The organism is Enterobacter sp. MG-EB028 (assembly GCF_056673305.1).
Genome location: NZ_CP195079.1, coordinates 650,924 through 672,133, shown reverse-complemented (window position 1 = coordinate 672,133; position 21,210 = coordinate 650,924). Strand labels below are relative to the sequence as shown.

Genomic DNA, 21,210 nt, shown 5'->3' with positions numbered 1-21,210 from the left:
TCTCACAATGCCGCTTTCAGAATTGAGTAAAAAACGCGCGAATAGCGTGAAATAGCGGTGAATTAAGAACATTCCGCAAGGGATTAATAAGACTGGAATAAAAGAAGAGCACGGCGATTGCCGTGCTCTGAGAGGGGATTAGTGTTCGCGCGTTTTGCGGAACTGTACGTCAGGATAACGTTCCTGCGTCAGGTTCAGGTTGACCATCGTTGGCGCGATATAGGTCAGGTTGTCGCCGCCATCCAGCGCCAGCTGAATTTCGTTCTTACGCTTAAATTCTTCGAATTTCTTCACGTCTGAACACTCAACCCAGCGCGCGGTGGCCACGTTGACCGATTCGTAAATCGCTTCCACGTTGTACTCGCTCTTCAGACGCGCAACCACCACGTCGAACTGCAGCACACCCACCGCGCCGACGATCAGATCGTTGTTGGCGATTGGACGGAACACCTGCACGGCGCCCTCTTCGGAGAGCTGAACCAGGCCTTTCAGCAGCTGCTTCTGCTTCAGCGGATCGCGCAGACGAATACGACGGAACAGCTCCGGCGCGAAGTTCGGAATCCCGGTGAACTTCATCATTTCGCCCTGGGTGAAGGTATCGCCGATCTGGATCGTACCGTGGTTGTGCAGACCGATGATGTCGCCCGGATACGCTTCCTCAACGTGCGAGCGGTCACCCGCCATAAAGGTCAGCGCGTCGGAGATCACCACATCTTTGCCAATACGCACCTGGCGCAGCTTCATGCCCTTCTCATACTTACCGGACACTACGCGCATAAAGGCCACGCGGTCGCGGTGTTTCGGGTCCATGTTGGCCTGAATTTTGAAGACGAAACCGGTGAATTTCTCTTCTTTCGCTTCCACTTCGCGAGTGTCGGTTTTACGCGGCATTGGCTGCGGAGCCCACTCCACCAGACCGTCCAGCATGTGGTCTACGCCAAAGTTACCCAGCGCGGTACCGAAGAAGACCGGGGTAATTTCACCGCTCAGGAACAGCTCTTTGTCGAACTCGTGAGACGCCCCCTTCACCAGCTCCAGCTCGTCGCGCAGCTGCGCGGCCAGCTCTTCGCCAACCGCGGCGTCCAGATCCGGGTTGTCCAGACCTTTCACAATGCGCACTTCCTGAATGGTGTGGCCTTTACCGGTCTGATACAGATAAGTTTCGTCTTTATAGAGGTGGTAAACGCCTTTGAACAGCTTACCGCAGCCAATTGGCCAGGTAATTGGCGCACAGGCGATCTTCAGCTCGTTTTCCACTTCATCCATCAGCTCCATCGGGTCACGGATGTCACGGTCGAGTTTGTTCATAAAGGTGAGGATCGGCGTATCGCGCAGGCGGGTAACTTCCATCAGCTTGCGGGTACGATCTTCTACACCCTTCGCGGCGTCGATCACCATCAGACAGCAGTCCACCGCCGTCAGGGTACGGTAGGTATCTTCGGAGAAGTCTTCGTGGCCCGGGGTGTCCAGCAGGTTTACCAGGCAGTCGTGATACGGGAACTGCATCACGGAGGTGGTAATCGAAATACCACGCTGCTTTTCCATCTCCATCCAGTCAGATTTTGCATGCTGGCTGGAGCCACGGCCTTTAACGGTACCCGCAGTCTGGATCGCCTGTCCGAACAGCAACACCTTTTCGGTGATGGTCGTTTTACCGGCATCCGGGTGCGAGATAATGGCAAAAGTACGGCGCTTGGCCACCTCTTGCAGATAAGGAGACAACGTCATAATTAAATCTTCTTTTATAAGCGCGGCAGCACGCCACGCATCATGGAATACAAAATTGCGGCTATTTTACCCATCAACGGGGGGCAGGCAATCATTGTTTACACAGGAGTTGCTCCAGTTCGGTCAATGACGTGACGGTCCAGGTTGGCTCGATGCCTTCAGGCTTCACGCGGCCATGCGCATTTAGCCAGACGGTCGACAAACCTGACTTCATACCGCCAAGAATATCAGACTCTGCGGTATCCCCCACCATCAGCACGCGATCGCGGTCGGGATTACCGGCCTGCGCCAGCGCATAATCGAAAATCCGCGGATCCGGTTTCGGCACCCCCACCTCTTCGGAGATCACCAGCGCGTCAAAATGATCGCGCAGGCCGGTGCGCTCCAGACGGATTTGCTGCAGCGCGGTGAAGCCGTTAGTGATGATTCCCAGTTTCACTTTGCCTTTCAACGCATTCAACAGAGAAACCGCGCCCGGCAGTGGCGCGCAAATATCCGCCATCGCATTGAGAAAAGCATCATTCAGCGAGCCCGGACTCACGTTTAAGCGCTCCGCCCAGACGTCAAAACGCTGGTGCTGAAGCTGTAACGCAGTGATGGCACCGTTCTGGTAATCCACCCACAGCGGCTTGTTCACCGCCTGATAGTCCTGAAAATCTTCAGCGGTGAAGGTCACGCTATAGTCGAGAAACATCCGCTGTAGGCCGCCAAACGAGTCAAACGTAAACAGCGTTTCGTCGGCATCAAAGAAAATCCAGTCCCATTTCATCGTTACAACCTTATCTTCGTTATCCAATCGGCAGAGCCATTATGATGGCGTCTTCACGTCCCTCTGCGGTGGGGTAGTAGTTACGGCGGACTGTCGCCTCGTTAAAGCCTAAGCTTTCATAAAGCGCGATGGCGGCGACATTCGACGCGCGCACCTCCAGCCACAGGGTGAAAACGTCACGGGTTTCGAGCTCGCGAATGAGGTGCTCGAGCAGTTCTCTTCCCAGCCCACGGCGCTGGAACGCGGGATCAACCGCAATATTAAACAGCGTCGCTTCATCAAGAACAACTTGCGTGATCGCGAAGGCGGCCATGGTGCCGTCAACGTCCAGACGGAAGTTCAGATACCGTTCGCCCTGATTACTGGCGAAGGTTTTCTCGCTCCACGGAAAGGTGTGGGCGCGTGTTTCAATCGCGAACGCTGCGGTCAGGTCAGGCGTCGTGAGGGAAGAAATCGTGTTCATATTCGCAGATTTGTTGCCATAGCGCGCTGCGCGCCTTTGGATTGGCTTTCAGCTCGTCCAGTGCTGGCGAGCTGATTTTGCTCCCCTGAAGAGAGATGTCGCTAGTCTCTCCGATGCGCCAGCTGTTACAGCGGCTATCAGGAGGAAGCATGGCAACCCGTTCAGGCGTCAGCTGTAAGACCTGGTCGGGCGTCAGCTTCAGGCTGCGAAGGACATCACCGATCAGGGGTTCATTCAGGGCAGGCAGTTCTTCCGCTACCATCACCAGCCGAACGTGCGCAGGGATGGAGATGGCGATTTCGCCCTGCAACGCCGTCGGGCGACGCAAGGCCCACTGGGTAATGCCCAGCTGCTGCAACTGCCAGTCTCGTCGGGATGTCATAGGGATAACTCCTGTCTCTCAGGCGCGCAAATATAGCAAATGTGTCGAAAGTGCGCCATCTACCTACTATAATCCCCGCCTGAGTTTATTGAGGAACAATTCATGTCTGCATTTACCCCGGCAAGTGAAGTCTTGCTGCGTCACAGTGATGATTTCGAAGAAAGCCGTATTCTGTTTGCCGGAGATATGCAGGATGACCTGCCCGCGCGTTTCGACTGTGCTGAAAGCCGTGCCCACACCCAATACTACCACCACTGGCAGGTGTTGAGCCGCCAGATGGGCGAGCGAGCGCGCTTCAGCCTGGTGGCGGAGCAGAGCGATATTGCCGACTGCGATACGCTGATCTACTACTGGCCGAAGAACAAGCCGGAAGCCCAGTTCCAGCTGATGAACCTGCTCTCCCTGCTGCCGGTTGGCTGTGATATTTTCGTGGTCGGTGAAAACCGCAGCGGCGTCCGTAGCGCCGAGCAGATGCTGGAAGCCTACGCGCCGCTGACCAAAGTCGACAGCGCGCGTCGCTGCGGTCTGTATCATGGCCGTCTGGAAAAGCAGACAACGTTCGATGCCAACACCTTCTGGGACGAATACCAGCTTGACGGCCTGACCATCAAAACCCTGCCGGGCGTCTTCAGCCGTGATGCGCTGGATACGGGCAGCAAGCTGCTGCTCTCCACCCTGACGCCGCACACCAAAGGCAAAGTGCTGGACGTGGGCTGCGGCGCGGGCGTGCTTTCAACGGTGCTTGCCAGTCATTCACCAAAAGTGCGTTTAACCCTGTGTGACGTAAGCGCCCCGGCGGTTGAAGCCAGCCGCGCAACGCTTGCCGCAAACGGCATTGAAGGCGACGTGATTGCCAGCAACGTCTTCTCTGACGTGACCGGCCGCTTTGACATGATTATCTCTAACCCGCCGTTCCACGACGGCATGGAGACCAGCCTCGAAGCTGCGCAAACGCTGATCCGTGGCGCGACTCGCCACCTCAACAGCGGCGGCGAGCTGCGCATCGTGGCGAACGCCTTCCTGGCGTACCCGAAAGTGCTGGACGAAACCTTCGGCTTCCATGAAGTGATCGCCCAGACTGGCCGCTTTAAGGTCTACCGCACCGTGATGACGCGTCAGGCAAAGAAATAATTTGCCATAAAATGCTTGCCGGATAAGCGCCAGCGCCATCCGGCAAGCAGGCGTCTCAATTCCGTCCATTTTTGCAGCAATCAATAAAAGGCGCGCAATTTTCAGTTGACGTAAAGCTGAAAACATCTAGAATGCGCCTCCGTGGTTACGATACTTTTACAGTATCGATGGTATGCGAAGGTGGCGGAATTGGTAGACGCGCTAGCTTCAGGTGTTAGTGTCCTTACGGATGTGGGGGTTCGAGTCCCCCCCCTCGCACCATAAATCACGTTGATATTGCTCGCACTGGGCGAAGGTGGCGGAATTGGTAGACGCGCTAGCTTCAGGTGTTAGTGTCCTTACGGATGTGGGGGTTCGAGTCCCCCCCCTCGCACCAACGAGGCGATATCAAAAAAAGTAAGATGACTGTGCGAAGGTGGCGGAATTGGTAGACGCGCTAGCTTCAGGTGTTAGTGTCCTTAGGATGTGGGGGTTCGAGTCCCCCCCCTCGCACCAATTATCTTACATCCCTTCTGTAACTCCTCTTGTTTTCCCTGTTATTTCAAACTCATCAGTATTACCAGAATTCCACTGATCAATGCGACACACGATGGCAGTAAAACAAAGTGACGAAGTTGCTTATGCCATATCATGCCTGACGTAACCAGCAATCCTGACACAATGATGGCCTTCCAGATATTGATGGAGAGATCGGCAAACATCAACACGCCAAGGATTACGCCCGGCAACAATACTCCCCATGCACTTCCCAGCGCCCTGTTCAACATACATCGCCCTTTCATAACGATAATGATAAACAATATCATATGATAAAAATTATCATTTGTCGCGCAGTGAAGCAAAAAAGATCGGCCTTTACCCTTATGTAGAATGACAGAAATTTCCTAAGGTGATAAATTGCTCACCTGTTAACTACACATAAAGTTTTTCTTATAATTACGCTTTGAGTTTTTTGCATATTTTAGTGCGAAACCACACCTATTTATCTGTTTTAATTAAATTTTAATAAAAACGCACGACTATGACATCACAATCCTGGCGGTCTTTGGTTCAAAGAAAATATCAATTATCGTTACGTTTATTTTTATTTCTGAACGCAACTTCAGCCGTGTTCTCGGTAACAAACCCGCTCTATTCTGTACGCGTGTTTTCTGCCCCTCTGATTGCAATTTTCGCGATCAGTACTGGCCTGTTCGTCTGGCACTGGAAAAAGCGCGCGCGGAAGATAAATATTCCTGCCGTTTCAGCAATCTTTGGTATTTTGTGGGCCTGGCAAATTGATTCGAAATTTTCGCTAATTACCCATGACCAGGCTATGTATTTGATAATAGCCTTACTCACGGTGCTTTTTATCGGAACGCTGGCCTTCGCCAGTAATATCAAAGCATTTACGCTGCACTCGCTCCCCGCCTTTATTGTCTGCCTGTGGTTAAGCGACCAAGATATATGGCTAAGAATGTCCTATTCTTTCGCACTTCCTGTGGTGGCTATTGCTATTCATAACATTTTGCAAAGGCGCAACGATCGCTTCGCCCAGGAGCTGCTCTCTCGCCTGCTGGAAGAACGGGAAACGCTGACCGATCTCAGCATGATGGATCCTCTAACCGGGCTCTATAATCGTCGCGGCCTGCAGAGCCGTCTGGAGAACCTGCCGGCGGTAGAAAACGGCGAACACTTTGTCCTTCTGATGGATATCGACCACTTCAAAGCCTATAACGACCATTATGGCCATATGATGGGCGACCAGGCACTGAAACGCGTCTCTGCGGCCATCCGTGATGCCGTCCGTTCACGCGATATTGTGGCGCGTTTCGGTGGGGAAGAGTTCATGGTGCTGCTGACGAATATTTCCCTTGAACACGCCCGCCATACGGCAGAGCGGATCCGTCAGAAAGTCTATGATTTGAAAATCCCTCATCTTTTCAACGAAAGTGTCGCCACCAACGTCACCATCAGCATCGGTATTGCCATTTTCGAAAATGAAGACGTTGAAGGCGCGCTGGAGAGAGCAGACAGAGCGCTCTATGAAGCAAAGCATTTAGGTCGCAATAACATTCTGCTAAGTGAAGAGCTACAAACCGCTTAAGCGCGTAAGCGGTTAATCAGGACAAAAGTCTTGCCATTGGTATGAGCAATAGTTAGGATTGGCAATCATTATCATTTAGATTCCTATCTCAACTATGGCTACGCAAACCGCACACATCGTTGAACCACTCCTCTGGCGAGCGCCGCTCACCAGCGGGGATGCGTCGCTTGCGGATGCCATACGGGATAAGATTGCACAGACGCGTGCCCACCTTCTGGACTTTATCAGGCTTGATGAAGCGCCCCCGCATCACGCCATGACGCTCGCTCAGTGGCAGCAACCCTCTACGCTGCAGTCGCTACTTGCAACCTATTCCGACCATATCTATCGCAATCAGCCGACCCTAACGCGGGAAAATAAACCGCTGCTTTCCCTGTGGGCACAATGGTATATCGGGCTGATGGTTCCCCCGCTCATGCTGGCGGTGTTAACCCAAAAGAGCATGCTGGCGCTCTCCCCGGATCATTTTCACGTCGAGTTCCACGAAACTGGCCGAGCAGCCTGTTTCTGGATTGACCTGCACGAAGATCGCGGCGCAGAGCAGTTCTCTGCTCAGGAACGTCTGGAACAGCTTGTCATCCAGGCCCTGATCCCAGTGGTGGAGGCACTTGAAGCAACGGGCGAGATCAACGGGAAGCTTATCTGGAGTAATACCGGATATTTAATCCATTGGTATTTAACGGAAATGAAACCGCTGCTCGGCGATGAGAAAGTGGAGGCCCTGCGTCAGTCCTGCTTCTTTGCAAAACAACTTTCCGATGGCCGCGATAACCCATTATTCCGTACCGTTGTGCTCCGTGACGGGCTTCTGGTGCGTCGTACCTGCTGCCAGCGCTATCGCCTGCCGGACGTCAAGCAGTGCGGGGATTGCACGCTGAAATAGTAGAGTGCGGCCTGATGCCCTCACCCTGCCCCTCTCCCACAGGGCTGAGGAATCTCCATAAATTAATGCGAGCAGTGAACAATCCCCTCGCCCCTTTGGGGAGAGGGCTAGGGTGAGGGGGAACATACGGCTCTGGTGGTCATTCCGTTCACTTTATGTTCCTTGCTACTCTGTAAGGACATGGCCGGTGAACGTGCCAGGGCGGCTCAATCGCCACCGCCCTGGCGACCCGGGCTCCCGGCGGTAAATCGCCGCTTCGCGGTGCCCTCAGCTTATTCCTTCAGGCTATCGGGTCGGGCATGAGCCTGCATCCCTGCAGGCCACGCCCTCTCGGCGCATCCGTGCGCCTCGCCCCGGCCTTACGGAAACGCTTCGGCGATTTACAGCCGGACCAGGGCGTCGCTGAAAGCCTTAAATCGTTCTGAAACAACCTTATTGCTTCTGCTAAAAAATTACTGGGGTTCCCTCAGCCCCGTGGGAGAGGGAACAAACACTAAAAACGGCAACCTGAAAGTTGCCGTTTTGCTTTTACCTAGGCCACCTGCTGATTGTCCTCTTCCGCGTTACGCTGCGCTTCTTCCGCTTCCTGCTCCAGCAGCTGTTTCTCGTACACTTTAAAGAACGGGAAGTAGATGATTGCCGATACGCAGGCCAGAACGACCACCAGAATAGCGGCACGGAAATCCCAGCCCAGCGCCCATGCTGCGCCTATCGGCGCCGGTGCCGTCCAGGGTACTACGGAAATAACACGGCCAATCAGATCAAACGTCATCGCCGCCCAGGCCAGCACGGCGTTAACCATCGGGGCCAGCAGGAACGGAATAAAGAACACCGGGTTCATCACGATCGGCGTACCGAAGATAACCGGTTCGTTGATGTTAAAGAAGCTGGGCACCACGCTCAATCGGCCGATAGAGCGTAAATGCGCTGAGCGACTACGCAGATAGCAAATCACCAGCCCCATCGTCGCACCCGACCCACCAATCACGATAAAGAACGTCCAGAAGGCTTCCATAAAAATATGTGGCAGGGGATGACCGGCGGCCAGCGCGGTCTGGTTAGCCCCGAGGTTAGTCAGCCAGAACATCTGCAGCATCCCGGAGACGATGGCCGCCCCGTGGATCCCGGCGAACCACAGCAGATGCCCAATCAACACCGCCAGCAGGATTGCGGGCAGTGAGTCCGCCGCGGAAACCAGGGGCTTGAAGATGGACATAATTGCCTGCGGGATCAGCATGTCAAACTGAGACTGAATCAACAGGCTTAGCGGATAAAGCGTTAACACCACCACCAGCACCGGGATCAGCAGGTCAAAGGAGTTTTTGATCATCGGCGGCACCTGGTCTGGCAGGCGAATACCGATGTTATGCGCTTTCAGGAAACGCATCATCTCAACGCAGTAAATCGCCACCAGAATGGCGGTAAAAATACCCGTTCCACCCAGGCTGTCGACGGGAAGCGTGCCTTTAGTTTTAGGGGCTGCAACCAGCAGAAACGCCATCAGAGACAGCATCGCGCACATGAACGGGTCCAGCTGGTGCGTTTTGACATAATGTTTGCCAAGGTTATAGGCGATGGCCGCGCAGATATAAATGGACATGATGCCCATCGTCATATCAAACGGCGTCAGGATCTGGCCTTCAAACTGCTTTGCCATATCCAGCCAGGCGCGCGCAAAACCCCAGGTGGTATCAGGCGAAAACGGCGGGTAAGCAAACACTAATAAAAATGAACCTACAATCATGAACGGCATCGCGGAGATAAACCCATCACGGATAGCCATGACATGACGCTGGGACGAGATACGCCCGGCAATCGGGCTCACGTAATTTTCAACGAAACGGAATATCAGATTAAACGCAGCATGGTTGGCAGACATGGTTGATCTCCTGTCAGACGTTTATTACGGGCGCACTCGCGCCGCACGTTGTTCCATAAATCAGCTTCACAACCTTGCTGGCTTGCGTACCAGCGGTACTGCTCAGACGAAATGGTTTCATAATTGGCTCTTATTATTGGATACAGGGGACGTTACATACTCAGTATTAATCTACGCATCACGCTCTGCAACCGGTTACTGTAACCGGTTTCTGTGATTGTGAAGAGGATCCAGAAATCAGCCATCCTGGATATTTGTTACTTAAGAGATATTTACAGAGCATAAATTCTTATGACAGATTACGCAGGATATTTGTCAGGAGGAAACAATGAGTTTGCAGTCCGTACAGCAGTTTTTTGCCGACAACGCGCCGGAGATAGAGGTAATAGAACTTAGCCAGAGTACGGCTACCGTTGCGCTGGCTGCTGCCGCCCACCGTGTAGAGCCGGGACAAATTGCCAAAACCTTATCGTTGAAGGTTAAAAATGAGGTGATTCTTGTCGTGGCGAAGGGTGATGCGCGTCTGGATAACAAAAAACTGAAAGACACGTTTGGCGCGAAAGCACGCATGCTCAGCAGCGATGAAGTGGTTACCGTTACTGGTCATCCCGTTGGTGGCGTCTGCCCGTTCGGGCTGGAAAACCCGCTCGCGGTTTACTGCGATATCTCGTTAAAACAATACGCTGAAGTGCTCCCCGCCGCTGGCGCAATTCATAGTGCCGTGCGTATTTCTCCAGACAGAATGGCAGAGCTGACATCCGCAAAGTGGGTTGATGTGTGCATCTGAATGATGCGCCAGAGCGTATCTGGCGCGCAAAAGGCAGGTTACAAAAATGTCGGTTTGCTTAGCCCCGCAGTTCGCGGTTCTCTAACCGGGAGATGGGTAAGAATATCCGCTGCATCAAGCAACCCTACGTCAGAGTTCACCCCCAGCTTCACCATCGCATTAAATTTATGCGCGCGAATAGTCTTGATATTGCGCTCAAGCTGCGCCGCGATTTCGGGGATGGAATACCCGCATGACATATAACGCAAAATCGCTCTTTCCGTTGGGCTTAACATCCGGTTCTGACTGCAGTACCAGTGGTTAAGCATATTGTCATTAATGCGCAGCGTTTCGCTCAACAACACCATGAATTCCTTCATCAGGTGTTCGAGGGTCACCGATTTACTGACCACACCGTGCAGACGTGAAGGCGAAAGATGGCTAATCAACCGCGCTTCCATCTCATCCGAGACCAGGATAATGCGTTGGATATGGCTATGCGTAAACGCAAGATCCCGCAGATGCGCCAGGCAGTTACGGCGCTCTTCTCGCGCATCGGAAAGCGAATAGATCAGCGAAAAAAAATTCACGTGATGCAGTGCTTTCTTAAAGCCATCAAAATCATTAAACAGGTGCAGTTGATATTGGCTGAGTTCAGACTGCGTAAAAAGATGCTGCAGCCCGACCGCACTCATCGCGCAATTTTCGATGATGGCGATATGTCTTGTTGAATCGGTTTTTTCCATTCCTCGAACTCTCCATAGGCTGACATTAAACTCAGCTCTCTCATTCCCTGTGTACTGTTGATCCAGGCGTACATGTCGGCATTACTCCGCAATGAGAGCCTTCGCATCGCACTGTTTTTCTGCGCACTGATCGTTTTATTGCTCTTTTTAAGCAATGTAGCGATTTGGTTAATCCCCCACCCTTTGCCTAACAGGCGAAGCACCTTACGTTCAGAGTGCGTGAGCGCAATAAAGTGTTCGTCATCATCATCACTTTCCTGAGGTTCTGGGGTTAATAACGTCTGGCTTATCCGCTCCGCGCGTTCACTCCCTGCCCGGATAGCGTTAACGACACCTTCAATAGGTTCCATATCAGAAAGCAGCGTGCTTTCCGGCCGCATAAGCAGCTCAACGGCAATAGGGTAAAACGGCCGGGAGACCAAAAAGATCCAGTGGATTTCCCGGTACTGGTTCAGTAAGCGGTAATACTCTTCGAGCGTACCCCGTGGGTTCCTGTATTCGCCTGAAACATCGGCGATAATCACGTCTGCGCGGCGCAACTGAAGCAGGGTTAACTCCTGTAGTGAGCGGCAGTAGGTCAATTCAAAATCGGGGAAATGACGCGCCATTACGTCCCCTAGCCCATTTTGCATTACGGGTATTCGGCTAATGACAACGCCATGCTTACCAGGCAGTGACAACATAGACCCTCCGTGTCCATTTTTCATTTGATGAGTAACCTTAAACGCATCAATGTATAAGTATTTTCGTCCCTGAGTGTAAAACGGATTAATACAAGCAGAAGATGAGATATGTTCTTGGTTTAAGAAACGCCTAAAACAGCGCTAATATCTCACAAAGCGCAAATAAATTTAATTACGTAGTCATTAAAATAACGACAATATAAAATTAGAATAACTAAATACAAATATCTTATATTTCCAAATTAATAATTCACCGCATTGATAAATTAATACAAAAAACCTTTCGTGGCGGGGGTCGCAACTGTTTGCATAAACCTTGATCTGATCCACAGCAAAGGTCACCGCACTTTGTGCTAAAAGTAGGCATTATGGGCCAATCGGCAACTATCCACTTTCTCTTCGGGACACGACATGCAGGCAGATCGGTCAACGCAGCGTGCTATCACGCGGCTCTGTATTCAGTGCGGTCTTTTTCTGCTCCAGCACGGCGCGGAAAGCGCGCTGGTCGAGGAGCTTTCAACCCGGCTGGGACTGGCGCTGGGAATGGACAGCGTTGAAAGTGCTATCTCATCCAACGCCATTGTGCTGACCACCATTAAAGACGGGCAGTGTCTGACGTCCACCCGTAAAAACCACGACCGCGGCATTAATATGCACGTTGTAACTGAGGTCCAGCACATCGTCATCCTGGCTGAGCATAAGCTTCTCGATCTCAAGGAGATTGAAAAACGGTTTAACCAAATCAAGCCATTACGTTATCCACGCTGGCTGGTCGTGCTCATGGTGGGGCTATCGTGCGCCTGTTTTTGTAAGCTCAATAAAGGCGGCTGGGACGGCGCGATCGTCACCTTTTTCGCCAGCAGCATCGCCATGTACGTGCGCCAGATGCTGACGCACCGGCAGCTGCACCCACAAATTAATTTCTGCATCACCGCGTTTGTTGCCACCACGGTGTCTGGCCTGCTGCTGCGCCTGCCGCAGTTTGCCTCTACCCCGACGATTGCGATGGCCGCCAGCGTGCTTCTGCTGGTGCCGGGCTTCCCACTGATTAACGCCGTCGCCGACATGTTTAAAGGGCACATCAATACCGGCCTGGCACGCTGGGCCATCGCCAGCCTGCTGACGCTGGCGACCTGCATCGGCGTGGTGATGGCGATGACGTTGTGGGGGCTACGCGGATGGGCGTGATAGATTTTCTGCTGGCGCTGGCACAGGACATGCTCCTGGCCGCCATTCCTGCCGTCGGCTTTGCGATGGTATTTAACGTTCCGCAACGCGCGCTGCCGTGGTGTGCCCTGCTGGGCGCAATCGGTCATGGCTCACGAATGGTGATGATGACGGCGGGCTTTAACATCGAATGGTCGACGTTTATCGCCTCTATGCTGGTCGGCAGCATCGGTATTCAGTGGTCGCGCTGGTATCTGGCGCATCCGAAAGTGTTCACCGTCGCCGCCGTTATTCCGATGTTCCCCGGCATATCTGCCTATACGGCGATGATTTCCGCGGTGAAAATCAGCCATTTTGGCTACACCGAGCCGCAGATGATTCTTCTCCTGAGCAACTTTCTTAAGGCGTCCTCCATCGTCGGCGCGCTCTCTATCGGGCTGTCGATACCCGGGCTATGGCTCTACCGCAAGCGCCCGCGCGTTTGATATTTGTGTTATTTCGCTGCCGTGGAGATAATCTTTCTGGTCCGTTTGGTAAAAATAAGGAAAGGATGTGGCTAACCCTGGCAGCGAACACCCCGAGCACAGTGAAGAATCGAGCCTGAAAGAGAAAATTTTTCAGAGCGCTATCGCGCTGTTTGCCGAATTTGGACTGAACGGTGCCCGCATGGAGCAGATCGCCGAGAAAGCGGGTACCACCAAACGCATGGTGGTTTACCATTTTAAAAACAAAGAAAATCTCTACCTGCTTGTCCTGGAATACGTTTACACCCAAATTCGCGCCAGTGAAAAAGCGCTCAGCCTGGCGGATATGCCCCCTGTCGAAGCGCTGGTCCACCTGGTTGAAGCCACTTTTGACTATCACGCCGACCACCCGGATTACATCCGCATAATCTGCATGGAAAACATGCAGCGCGGCCGCTTTATGCAGCAGTCAAACTATCTTCGCCAGGTCAACCGCAGCGCGCTCGACCTGCTGGAAGGCATCCTGCACCGGGGCAAAGAAAAGCTGCTATTCAGCCAGACGGTTGACGCCCGCGATCTTCACCGTCTGATCAGCAGCTTCAGCTTTCACTACGTTGCCAACAGCTACACCTTCACCCTGCTGTTTGAAGAGGGTGCAGACGAACAGGCCCAGCGCCAGCACTACCGTAAAATGGCCGTTCAGGTGGCGCTGCGTTATACCTGCCCATAATATTGCTTGCAATTAAATCGCACACAATCTATATTCATTTCATGAACGCAAAAACGAACGACACGACCGCTGCGCTCCTGCTGGATAACCAGCTCTGTTTTGCCCTCTATTCGGCAAATCTGGCGCTTAATAAGCTGTACCGGCAACTGCTGGCACCGCTGAACCTGACTTACCCGCAATATCTGGTGATGCTGGTGCTGTGGGAGCAGGATGACGTGACGGTGTCGGACATCGGTGAACGGTTGTTCCTTGACTCCGCAACGTTGACGCCGCTCCTGAAGCGTCTGGAAAGCGCAGGGCTCATCAACCGCCACCGTTCCCGCAAAGATGAACGTCAGGTCGCCGTCACGCTGACTGAAGCCGGACGTGAACTTCAGCAGCAGGCATTGGGTATCCCACATGCGGTGGGATGCGCCGCACAGTGTGATACCGACACCATGCTGGCGCTCAAGCAACAGCTGGAACTTTTGCGACAACAGATTCAACGCGCGTGAGGCTATACTTTACGCGTCTTAGTTTACCCATATATATCGCACGCTATTAAATAGCACATACAAAAGTAAGATGAGGAACCTGCCATGTCTTTAGAAAAAGTTGTTTATACCGCCAAAGCAAAAGCAACCGGGGGCCGTGACGGCCGCGCGACCTCTTCCGATGGCGTACTAGATGTCAAACTGGGCGTACCAAAAGAGATGGGCGGCATGGGGGGAGAAGTCACGAACCCTGAGCAGCTGTTTGCCGCGGGTTACTCTGCCTGCTTCCTGGGCGCGATGAAGTTTGTGGCGGCTCGCGACAAATTTACCCTGCCAAAAGATGCGTTTATTGAAGGCGAAGTGGGTATCGGCCCGCTGCCAACCGGTTTTGGTATCGAAGCAAAACTGAATATCCACGTAGAAGGTATGGATCCTGCTGAAGCTAAAAAACTGGTCGATGCGGCGCACATTGTTTGCCCTTACTCTAACGCGACCCGCGGCAATATTGACGTCACGCTGAATATCATCGCGTAATCGGTTCTGTTCCCTCTCCCGCCGGGAGAGGGATCCACACAAATTAATGCGAGCAGTGAGTAATCCCCTCGCCCCTTTGGGGAGAGGGTTAGGGTGAGGGGGAACATACGGCTCCGGTGGTCATTCCGTTCACTTTATGTTCCTTGCTACTCTGTAAGGACATGACCGGTGAACGTGCCAGGGCGGCTCAATCGCCACCGCCCTGGCGACCCGGGCTCCCGGCGGTAAATCGCCGCTTCGCGGTACCCTCAGCTTATTCCTTCAGGCTATCGGGTCGGGCATGAGCCTGCATCCCTGCAGGCCACGCCCTCTCGGCGCATCCGTGCGCCTCGCCCCGGCCTTACGGAAACGCTTCGGCGATTTACAGCCGGACCAGGGCGTCGCTGAAAGCTTTAACTCGTTCTGAAACAACCTTATTGCTTCTGCTTATAAATTACTGGGGATCCCTCAGCCCGCCAGGATGAGGGCACCAGCCTGCACTTCCCCCTCCTTTCCTTCCCCCTCTCTGTGCTACCATAAGCCCATATCACGCCCGTAGTAATCAGTTGAGTAAGCGTTATGTCCTCCAGAATTCTGACCACCAGCATTGCTGGCATTGATGCCTTTATGCGCGACCCACGCGGTGTGTTGACCCACGCCGAAGGCGGCACGGTTGCGGTTTTTGCCGACAACGCGCCGGCGTTTTACGCAATCACGCCGGAACGTCTGGCACAGCTTCTGGAGATCGAGGCGCAATTGTCACGCCCGGCGAGCGACGTCACGCTGGATAACCAGTTCTTTGATGAACCGGTTAATGCCCCACTGGCCGTTCCGATGGGTAAATTTGCCCTGTACGCGGGCTGGCAGCCTGACGCGGATTTTCAGCGGCAGGCTGCACTGTGGGGCATTGCGTTAACCCAACCCGCCACCGCGGAAGAGCTCGCCGCGTTTACCGCCTGGTGGCAGGCGGAAGGCAAAGTGTTCACCCACATCCAGTGGCAGCAAAAGCTCGCGCGTCATCTTCAAATAACCCGCGCCAGCAACAATGGCCAGCCAAAGCGCGATATCAACACGTTTTCAGAACCGGATAAACAGATCCCAAGCGGATTCCGAGGTGCGAAATGAAGAACGTCGGCGACCTGATGAAACGTCTGCAAAAAATGATGCCTGCCAACGTGAAGCCCGCTTTCACCACGGGTGAAGAGCTGCTGGCGTGGCAAAAGGAGCAAGGTGAAATTCGTGCCGCCGCGCTCGCCCGCGAAAACCGGGCGATGAAAATGCAGCGCACCTTTAACCGCTCCGGTATTCGTCCCCTGCATCAGAACTGCTCGTTTGATAACTATAAAATTGAGACCACCGGGCAGATGAACGCGCTTGCCGCCGCACGTCAGTACGTGGATGAATTCGACGGCAATATCGCGAGCTTCATTTTTAGCGGCAAGCCCGGGACCGGAAAAAACCACCTCGCAGCCGCCATCTGCAACGAGCTGCTTCTGCGCGGTAAATCGGTCCTCATCATCACCGTGGCCGATATCATGTCCGCCATGAAAGACACCTTCAGCAACCGTGAAACCAGCGAAGAACAGCTGCTTAACGATCTAAGCAATGTGGATCTCCTGGTCATCGACGAGATAGGCGTTCAGACGGAATCCCGTTATGAAAAGGTCATCATTAACCAGATTGTCGATCGCCGCTCCTCCTCCAAACGCCCCACCGGCATGCTGACGAACCACAACATTGACGAGATGACCCGTTTACTGGGTGAACGCGTCATGGACCGCATGAAGCTGGGCAACAGTTTGTATGTCATCTTCGACTGGGACAGTTACCGCAGCCGCGTCACCGGCAAAGAGTATTAAGACAGTTCCAGGAATCACCAGCAGGGCGCAGGTATATACTGGAACCCCTTCCGGCCCAAAACGGACCTTTTTGAGAAAGCCATTATGAAAAAACAGATTCTTATCAGCACCTTTTTAGGCGCGCTGCTGGTTACCGGCGCAGCGCAAGCGGCTTCCTGGCAGGATTCCCTGTCAAGCGCAGCAAATGAGCTGACCAAAGAGGGCAGCAGCGCCCAGGGCGGGCTCTCGGCTTCTTCTCTCACCAGCCTGCTGAGCAATAGCTCCCAGAGCCTGAGCGCGGGCACGATGAACAACGCGGCGGGGATTCTGGAATATTGCGCGAAGCAGAAGCTGGCGTCCGTGACCGACGCGCAAAACGTGAAAAACCAGGTGCTGGGTAAACTGGGTCTCGATACGCAGGAACAGAAAGCAGATACCAGCTATATGGACGGCATTCAGGGCCTGCTTAACGCGCAAAACGGCCAGCAGCTTAACCTGAGCACCCTTGGCAACTCCTCTCTGGCAAAACAGGTGAAAACCAAAGCCTGCGATCTGGTGCTGAAACAAGGCGTTAATTTCATCTCCTGATCCGCCCCATTTTCTGCCACAACACGCCGCGTTTAATGCGATAGGCTTGCATCGCGGCGTTAAACGAGCGTTTTTCCTACCTGTCACCGTCTCAGCGTCCGTTTGTCAGGATGAGACCGCCTTCATAAAAACGATTTTATAAACCAAATCCTAACAACAGCACACTTTCGTGACACTAAAATTGCAGCTAAACGGCATCGCCATTACATTGTCTTACCAAAAATAAACAGTTAGCCAGCGAAGCACCTGGCGTCATGAGGATATGCTGTTGTCAGAATTTATCTCTCTTATCCTTTTCCTGGCCTCCGTCGGCGTTTATGCCTGGAAAGCCGGCCGTAACACCTGGTGGTTTATCGCCACGCTGGTGGTGCTCGGCATTTTTATCATTTTAAACATTACCTTATACGCCAGCGATTACTTCACCGGCGACGGCATTAACGATGCTGTGCTCTACACCCTGACGAACAGCCTGACGGGCGCGGGGGTGGGTAAGTACATCCTTCCGGGGCTGGGGCTGATCGTGGCGCTGGTGACGATTTTCGGCGCGCTCGCCTGGGTGCTGCGCCGCCGTCGCCATCTCCCTCACCATCATGGCTACAGCCTGCTGGCGCTGTTCCTGGCGCTGGCCTCCGTTGATGCCAGCCCGGCGTTTCATCAAATTACCGAGCTTGTGAAATCCCAGTCGCGTGACGGCGATCCGGACTTCGTGGCCTATTACAAAGAGCCGTCGAAAACGATCGCCAACCCGAAGCTCAACCTTGTCTACATCTACGGTGAAAGCCTGGAGCGTACCTACTTTGATAACGACGCGTTCCCTAACCTGACGCCGGACCTGGGCGCGCTGAAAAATGAAGGTCTCGACTTCAGCCACACCATGCAACTGCCCGGCACGGATTACACTATCGCCGGAATGGTGGCTTCCCAGTGCGGTATCCCGCTCTTCGCGCCTTTTGAAGGCAACGCCTCCGCTTCAATGTCGACGTTCTTCCCGCAGAATATTTGCCTGGGCGATATTCTGAAAAACTCCGGCTATGAAAACTACTTTATGCAGGGAGCAAACCTGCGCTTTGCCGGAAAAGATGTGTTTCTGAAATCCCACGGTTTTGACCACCTGTATGGCTCGGAAGAGTTAAAAACGACGGTTGCCGATCCGACCTACCGCAACGACTGGGGCTTCTATGACGATACGGTGCTGGACGAAACCTGGAAGAAATTTGAGGAACTGTCCCGCGCCGGGAAGCGTTTTTCTCTCTTTGCGCTGACGGTGGATACCCACCATCCGGACGGGTTCGTCTCGCGCACCTGTAAGCGCAAAAGCTATGACGTGGATGGCAAAAACAATAAGTCTTTCAGCGCCGTGACCTGTAGCCAGGAGCACATCGCCGCGCTGGTCGAGAAAATCAAAACCTCGCCCTGGTTTAAAAACACCGTCATCGTCGTCTCGTCCGATCATCTGGCGATGAAAAACAGCGCGTGGGATCAGCTCAACAAGCAGGACCGCAGCAATCTGTTCTTCGTCCTGCGCGGCGACAAGCCGCAGCAGGAGACGATCGCCACCAAGCGCAACTCCATGGATAACGGCGCGACGGTGCTGGACATTCTGGGCGGCGACAACTTTATTGGCCTTGGGCGCAGCACGCTGTCCGGACAATCCCTGTCGGAGGTCTTCCTCAACATGAAGGAGAAAATTCTCGCCTGGAAGCCCGACATCATCCGCCTGTGGAACTTCCCGAAAGAGATGAAAGACTTCACCATCGATCGGGATAAAAACACCGTCGCCTTCTCCGGCAGCAATTTCCGTCTGCCGCTGCTGGTACGCGTGTCGGATAGCCGCGTTGAACCGCTGCCGGAAAGTGAGTACTCCGCGCCGCTGCGTTTCCAGCTGGCCGATTTCGCCCCTCGCGACAACTTCGTCTGGATCGACCGGTGTTACAAAATGGGCCAGCTCTGGTCACAGCCGCTGGCGCTTTCTACCGACTGGTGCGTCTCTCAGGGGCAGCTTGGCGGGGAACAAACCGTGCAGCATGTCGACAAAGCTCAGTGGAAAGGCAAAACCGCCTTTAAAGATACGGTGATTGATACGGCTCGCTATCAGCACAACATCGACATGCTTAAAATCGTCGACAACGACATTCGCTATAAAGCGGACAGCTTCATCTTTAACGTGGCAGGTGCGCCTGAAGAAGTGAAGCAGTTTAGCGGCATCTCCCGTCCGGAGTCCTGGGGGCGCTGGTCGAACGCGCAGCTGGGCAACGAGGTGAAAATTGAGTACACCCATCCGCTGCCGGAACAGTTCGACCTGTTGATCACAGCCAGAGCTTACGGGCCCAACGCGAATAAGCCCGTGCCGGTGCGCGTGGGCGATGAAGAGCAGACGCTGACGCTTGGTAACGACGTAAGCACTCACACGCTGCATTTCACCAATCCATCGCGCAGCAATACTTTAGTCATTGTGCCGCCAGACCCGCAGTCCACCAATGAAGGGAATATTCTCGGCCACTCACCCCGCCAGCTCGGGATTGGCATGGTCGAAATCAAAATTGTCAGCAAGCAAGGCTAACGCATGCCCCGCCCGGCATTCCGTCGGGCGGTTATGAAAATAAATAATTCTATATAAATTTTATAAATCAGATAAAAACTCTTTATATAAGTCAATTTTATTTATAAATATCCCACCAAAAGCCACCACCATAGAATGTACAGCTCCTGAAATCACTACGGAGCGGTACACACTTTTATCATGCTAACCGGCTATAAGTTCGAGTCCATCCGGGCATTGCGCAGTGAAAATGTCATTGCCTGGGAGGTATTGTCCACGGCAAAGCCCCACGTCAATCTTGAAGACTACTTTAGCTCAATGCCCTCTGCGCAGCGTAAAGAACACTTCTTTGCGCAGCTTCGCCATACCCTGTCTTGCGAAGAAGGCGACAAGTATTACCTCAATGCGACATCGGATTTGCTGCTGGAACCGGACTTCCTCGACAGGCTGAAAGAAGAAACCTCCTGCCCGGAGAGGCTGGCTATCGAAGTTACCGATCTCCATACGATGGTACAACTCGACGATATGCAAAGCCGGTCCCTGCGAACAGGTATCGCGATGCTCCATCAATGGGGCGTTGAAGTGTGGGCCGACGACGTCTGCGAAGACATTCTTCCCGAGCTGCTTGCCAGCCAGATCCGCTTCTGCGGCGTCAAAATTGACAAACATACCTTCTGGATCGGACGTACCGAGCAGGCTAAGTTCCTGCACCTTACCCGCCAGTACAAGCGTGTCGCCAGTAAGGTACTGATAGAAGGCATCGAAACCGCGGGTGATTTCGCGCTGGCCCGCGCCAGCGTGGCCGACTACGGCCAGGGTTATCTGTGGGGCATGAAATGACGCCTTTCATCCCGAATGCCGGCTATCAGGTCATCGTTCTGAGCAGCAATGCGTTTTTGTGGCTCGGCCTCCATTCGATAGTATCGACGGCCGTGTCCCCCCGTCCTGAGGCGTACTGGATCAACAACGTTACTCCAGAAGGGCTTCTGCGTTTGCAGGAGCTGCTCAGCACGCACGCCGGGCAGAGCTGGCTGTTATTTACGGATACGGCCAGGGTCAACGACATTAACGCCCTGCCAGGCAATGAGCGGATCAGAGTGGTCCCGGGAAATGTGTCCCTTGCCCAACTAAGCCACTGCTTTAGCGACATGACCTTCTCTTTAGAAAATACCGCCACGCTCACGTACCAGGAAATGCGGGTTTGCATGCTGCTTCAAAAAGGCTTCAGCCCGGTGCGTATCGCACAAATCCTTAATAAGTCACCGAAAACGATCTACACCCACAAGCGTAACGCGATGAACAAATTTTGCTGTCAGAACCTGGCAGAATTCCATCGAAAACTCTGCCTGCTGGACGCTCTGGCCACTTCTCTGTAATTGCAC

The 21,210-nt window shown here is 53.5% G+C and carries 23 protein-coding genes and 3 tRNA genes; 18 read left to right on the top strand and 8 right to left on the bottom strand.

The features are described from left to right. Positions 1-138: 138 nt before the first annotated feature. The 4 genes from prfC to ACR42C_RS03130 form a co-directional block, all read right to left on the bottom strand. Positions 139-1,728, bottom strand: a complete 1,590-nt coding sequence (gene prfC, locus ACR42C_RS03145) for a peptide chain release factor 3 (protein WP_028015433.1) — start codon at positions 1,726-1,728, stop codon at positions 139-141. 91 nt (positions 1,729-1,819) lie between these two features. Beyond that, on the bottom strand, positions 1,820-2,497 hold the full coding sequence (yjjG, locus tag ACR42C_RS03140) for a pyrimidine 5'-nucleotidase (protein ID WP_116342383.1): 678 nt from the start codon (positions 2,495-2,497) through the stop codon (positions 1,820-1,822). 19 nt (positions 2,498-2,516) lie between these two features. Then, positions 2,517-2,960, bottom strand: a complete 444-nt coding sequence (gene rimI, locus ACR42C_RS03135; protein ID WP_479984741.1) for a ribosomal protein S18-alanine N-acetyltransferase — start codon at positions 2,958-2,960, stop codon at positions 2,517-2,519. Then, a complete protein-coding gene (locus ACR42C_RS03130; RefSeq protein WP_479984740.1) occupies positions 2,929-3,342 on the bottom strand; it encodes a DNA polymerase III subunit psi in 414 nt (137 codons plus the stop codon). The genes rimI and ACR42C_RS03130 overlap by 32 nt, the downstream gene beginning before the upstream one ends. Positions 3,343-3,444: 102 nt before the next feature. Here ACR42C_RS03130 and rsmC point away from each other — a divergent pair, with 102 nt between their 5' ends. The 4 genes from rsmC to ACR42C_RS03110 all read left to right on the top strand — a co-directional run bounded on the left by rsmC (position 3,445) and on the right by ACR42C_RS03110 (position 4,968). After that, positions 3,445-4,473: a 16S rRNA (guanine(1207)-N(2))-methyltransferase RsmC gene (gene rsmC / locus ACR42C_RS03125; RefSeq protein WP_047363626.1), complete on the top strand. Its 1,029-nt coding sequence runs from the start codon at positions 3,445-3,447 to the stop codon at positions 4,471-4,473. A gap of 174 nt (positions 4,474-4,647) precedes the next feature. Next, positions 4,648-4,734: transfer RNA gene (locus tag ACR42C_RS03120), tRNA-Leu, on the top strand. A 28-nt stretch (positions 4,735-4,762) separates the two neighbouring features. Next, positions 4,763-4,849 (top strand) — tRNA-Leu (locus ACR42C_RS03115). Between the two features lie 33 nt (positions 4,850-4,882). Then, positions 4,883-4,968 (top strand) — tRNA-Leu (locus ACR42C_RS03110). A 41-nt stretch (positions 4,969-5,009) separates the two neighbouring features. Here the strand turns inward: ACR42C_RS03110 and ACR42C_RS03105 are convergent. Beyond that, entirely contained in the window at positions 5,010-5,240 is a 231-nt protein-coding gene (locus tag ACR42C_RS03105) for a DUF1435 domain-containing protein (protein WP_116342625.1), read from the bottom strand. A gap of 254 nt (positions 5,241-5,494) precedes the next feature. Between ACR42C_RS03105 and ACR42C_RS03100 the strand changes: the two genes are divergently transcribed. Both ACR42C_RS03100 and fhuF read left to right on the top strand, forming a co-directional pair. Beyond that, positions 5,495-6,559, top strand: coding sequence for a GGDEF domain-containing protein (locus ACR42C_RS03100; RefSeq protein ID WP_061099315.1), 1,065 nt, complete (start codon positions 5,495-5,497; stop codon positions 6,557-6,559). A gap of 94 nt (positions 6,560-6,653) precedes the next feature. Beyond that, on the top strand, positions 6,654-7,442 hold the full coding sequence (gene fhuF, locus ACR42C_RS03095) for a siderophore-iron reductase FhuF (RefSeq protein WP_316379735.1): 789 nt from the start codon (positions 6,654-6,656) through the stop codon (positions 7,440-7,442). Between the two features lie 532 nt (positions 7,443-7,974). Here fhuF and ACR42C_RS03090 read toward each other — a convergent pair. Further along, entirely contained in the window at positions 7,975-9,321 is a 1,347-nt protein-coding gene (locus ACR42C_RS03090) for a PTS sugar transporter subunit IIC (protein WP_116342375.1), read from the bottom strand. A 328-nt stretch (positions 9,322-9,649) separates the two neighbouring features. Here ACR42C_RS03090 and ACR42C_RS03085 point away from each other — a divergent pair, with 328 nt between their 5' ends. Further along, positions 9,650-10,108, top strand: coding sequence for a YbaK/EbsC family protein (locus ACR42C_RS03085; RefSeq protein ID WP_023331967.1), 459 nt, complete (start codon positions 9,650-9,652; stop codon positions 10,106-10,108). Positions 10,109-10,146: 38 nt separating this feature from the next. Here ACR42C_RS03085 and bglJ read toward each other — a convergent pair whose 3' ends face one another. After that, a complete protein-coding gene (gene bglJ, locus ACR42C_RS03080; protein WP_116342372.1) occupies positions 10,147-10,782 on the bottom strand; it encodes a DNA-binding transcriptional activator BglJ in 636 nt (211 codons plus the stop codon). Continuing rightward, entirely contained in the window at positions 10,779-11,516 is a 738-nt protein-coding gene (locus ACR42C_RS03075) for a helix-turn-helix transcriptional regulator (protein WP_116342369.1), read from the bottom strand. The genes bglJ and ACR42C_RS03075 overlap by 4 nt, the downstream gene beginning before the upstream one ends. 411 nt (positions 11,517-11,927) lie before the next feature. Between ACR42C_RS03075 and ACR42C_RS03070 the strand changes: the two genes are divergently transcribed. The 11 genes from ACR42C_RS03070 (at position 11,928) to ACR42C_RS03020 (ending at position 21,204) form a co-directional block, all read left to right on the top strand. Next, the gene (locus ACR42C_RS03070; RefSeq protein ID WP_479984739.1) at positions 11,928-12,704 is read left to right on the top strand and encodes a threonine/serine exporter family protein; all 777 of its coding nucleotides are present in this window, start codon (positions 11,928-11,930) and stop codon (positions 12,702-12,704) included. After that, positions 12,695-13,168, top strand: a complete 474-nt coding sequence (locus tag ACR42C_RS03065; protein WP_024908279.1) for a threonine/serine exporter — start codon at positions 12,695-12,697, stop codon at positions 13,166-13,168. Before ACR42C_RS03070 ends, ACR42C_RS03065 begins: the two co-directional genes overlap by 10 nt. Before the next feature lie 67 nt (positions 13,169-13,235). Beyond that, positions 13,236-13,877, top strand: a complete 642-nt coding sequence (locus ACR42C_RS03060) for a TetR/AcrR family transcriptional regulator (protein ID WP_233002929.1) — start codon at positions 13,236-13,238, stop codon at positions 13,875-13,877. Positions 13,878-13,918: 41 nt separating this feature from the next. Beyond that, the gene (locus tag ACR42C_RS03055; RefSeq protein ID WP_028015419.1) at positions 13,919-14,371 is read left to right on the top strand and encodes a MarR family winged helix-turn-helix transcriptional regulator; all 453 of its coding nucleotides are present in this window, start codon (positions 13,919-13,921) and stop codon (positions 14,369-14,371) included. A gap of 84 nt (positions 14,372-14,455) precedes the next feature. Beyond that, positions 14,456-14,884 (top strand): organic hydroperoxide resistance protein, encoded by a 429-nt coding sequence (locus tag ACR42C_RS03050; RefSeq protein WP_023310299.1) that lies wholly within the window; start codon positions 14,456-14,458, stop codon positions 14,882-14,884. Positions 14,885-15,442: 558 nt separating this feature from the next. Continuing rightward, positions 15,443-15,988 carry a primosomal protein DnaT gene (gene dnaT, locus ACR42C_RS03045; protein ID WP_479984738.1) on the top strand — a complete coding sequence of 182 codons (546 nt, stop codon included), beginning with the start codon at positions 15,443-15,445 and terminating at the stop codon, positions 15,986-15,988. Beyond that, on the top strand, positions 15,985-16,722 hold the full coding sequence (gene dnaC / locus ACR42C_RS03040) for a replicative helicase loader DnaC (RefSeq protein ID WP_045327555.1): 738 nt from the start codon (positions 15,985-15,987) through the stop codon (positions 16,720-16,722). The genes dnaT and dnaC overlap by 4 nt, the downstream gene beginning before the upstream one ends. A gap of 84 nt (positions 16,723-16,806) precedes the next feature. Further along, complete coding sequence (locus tag ACR42C_RS03035) at positions 16,807-17,289, top strand: YjjA family protein (protein ID WP_116342359.1); 483 nt, start codon at positions 16,807-16,809, stop codon at positions 17,287-17,289. A gap of 268 nt (positions 17,290-17,557) precedes the next feature. Further along, positions 17,558-19,849, top strand: coding sequence for a phosphatidylglycerol--membrane-oligosaccharide glycerophosphotransferase (gene opgB / locus ACR42C_RS03030; protein ID WP_479984737.1), 2,292 nt, complete (start codon positions 17,558-17,560; stop codon positions 19,847-19,849). Between the two features lie 180 nt (positions 19,850-20,029). After that, complete coding sequence (locus tag ACR42C_RS03025; RefSeq protein WP_116342357.1) at positions 20,030-20,668, top strand: EAL domain-containing protein; 639 nt, start codon at positions 20,030-20,032, stop codon at positions 20,666-20,668. Further along, on the top strand, positions 20,665-21,204 hold the full coding sequence (locus ACR42C_RS03020; protein WP_116342355.1) for a helix-turn-helix transcriptional regulator: 540 nt from the start codon (positions 20,665-20,667) through the stop codon (positions 21,202-21,204). Before ACR42C_RS03025 ends, ACR42C_RS03020 begins: the two co-directional genes overlap by 4 nt. Positions 21,205-21,210 lie beyond the last annotated feature (6 nt).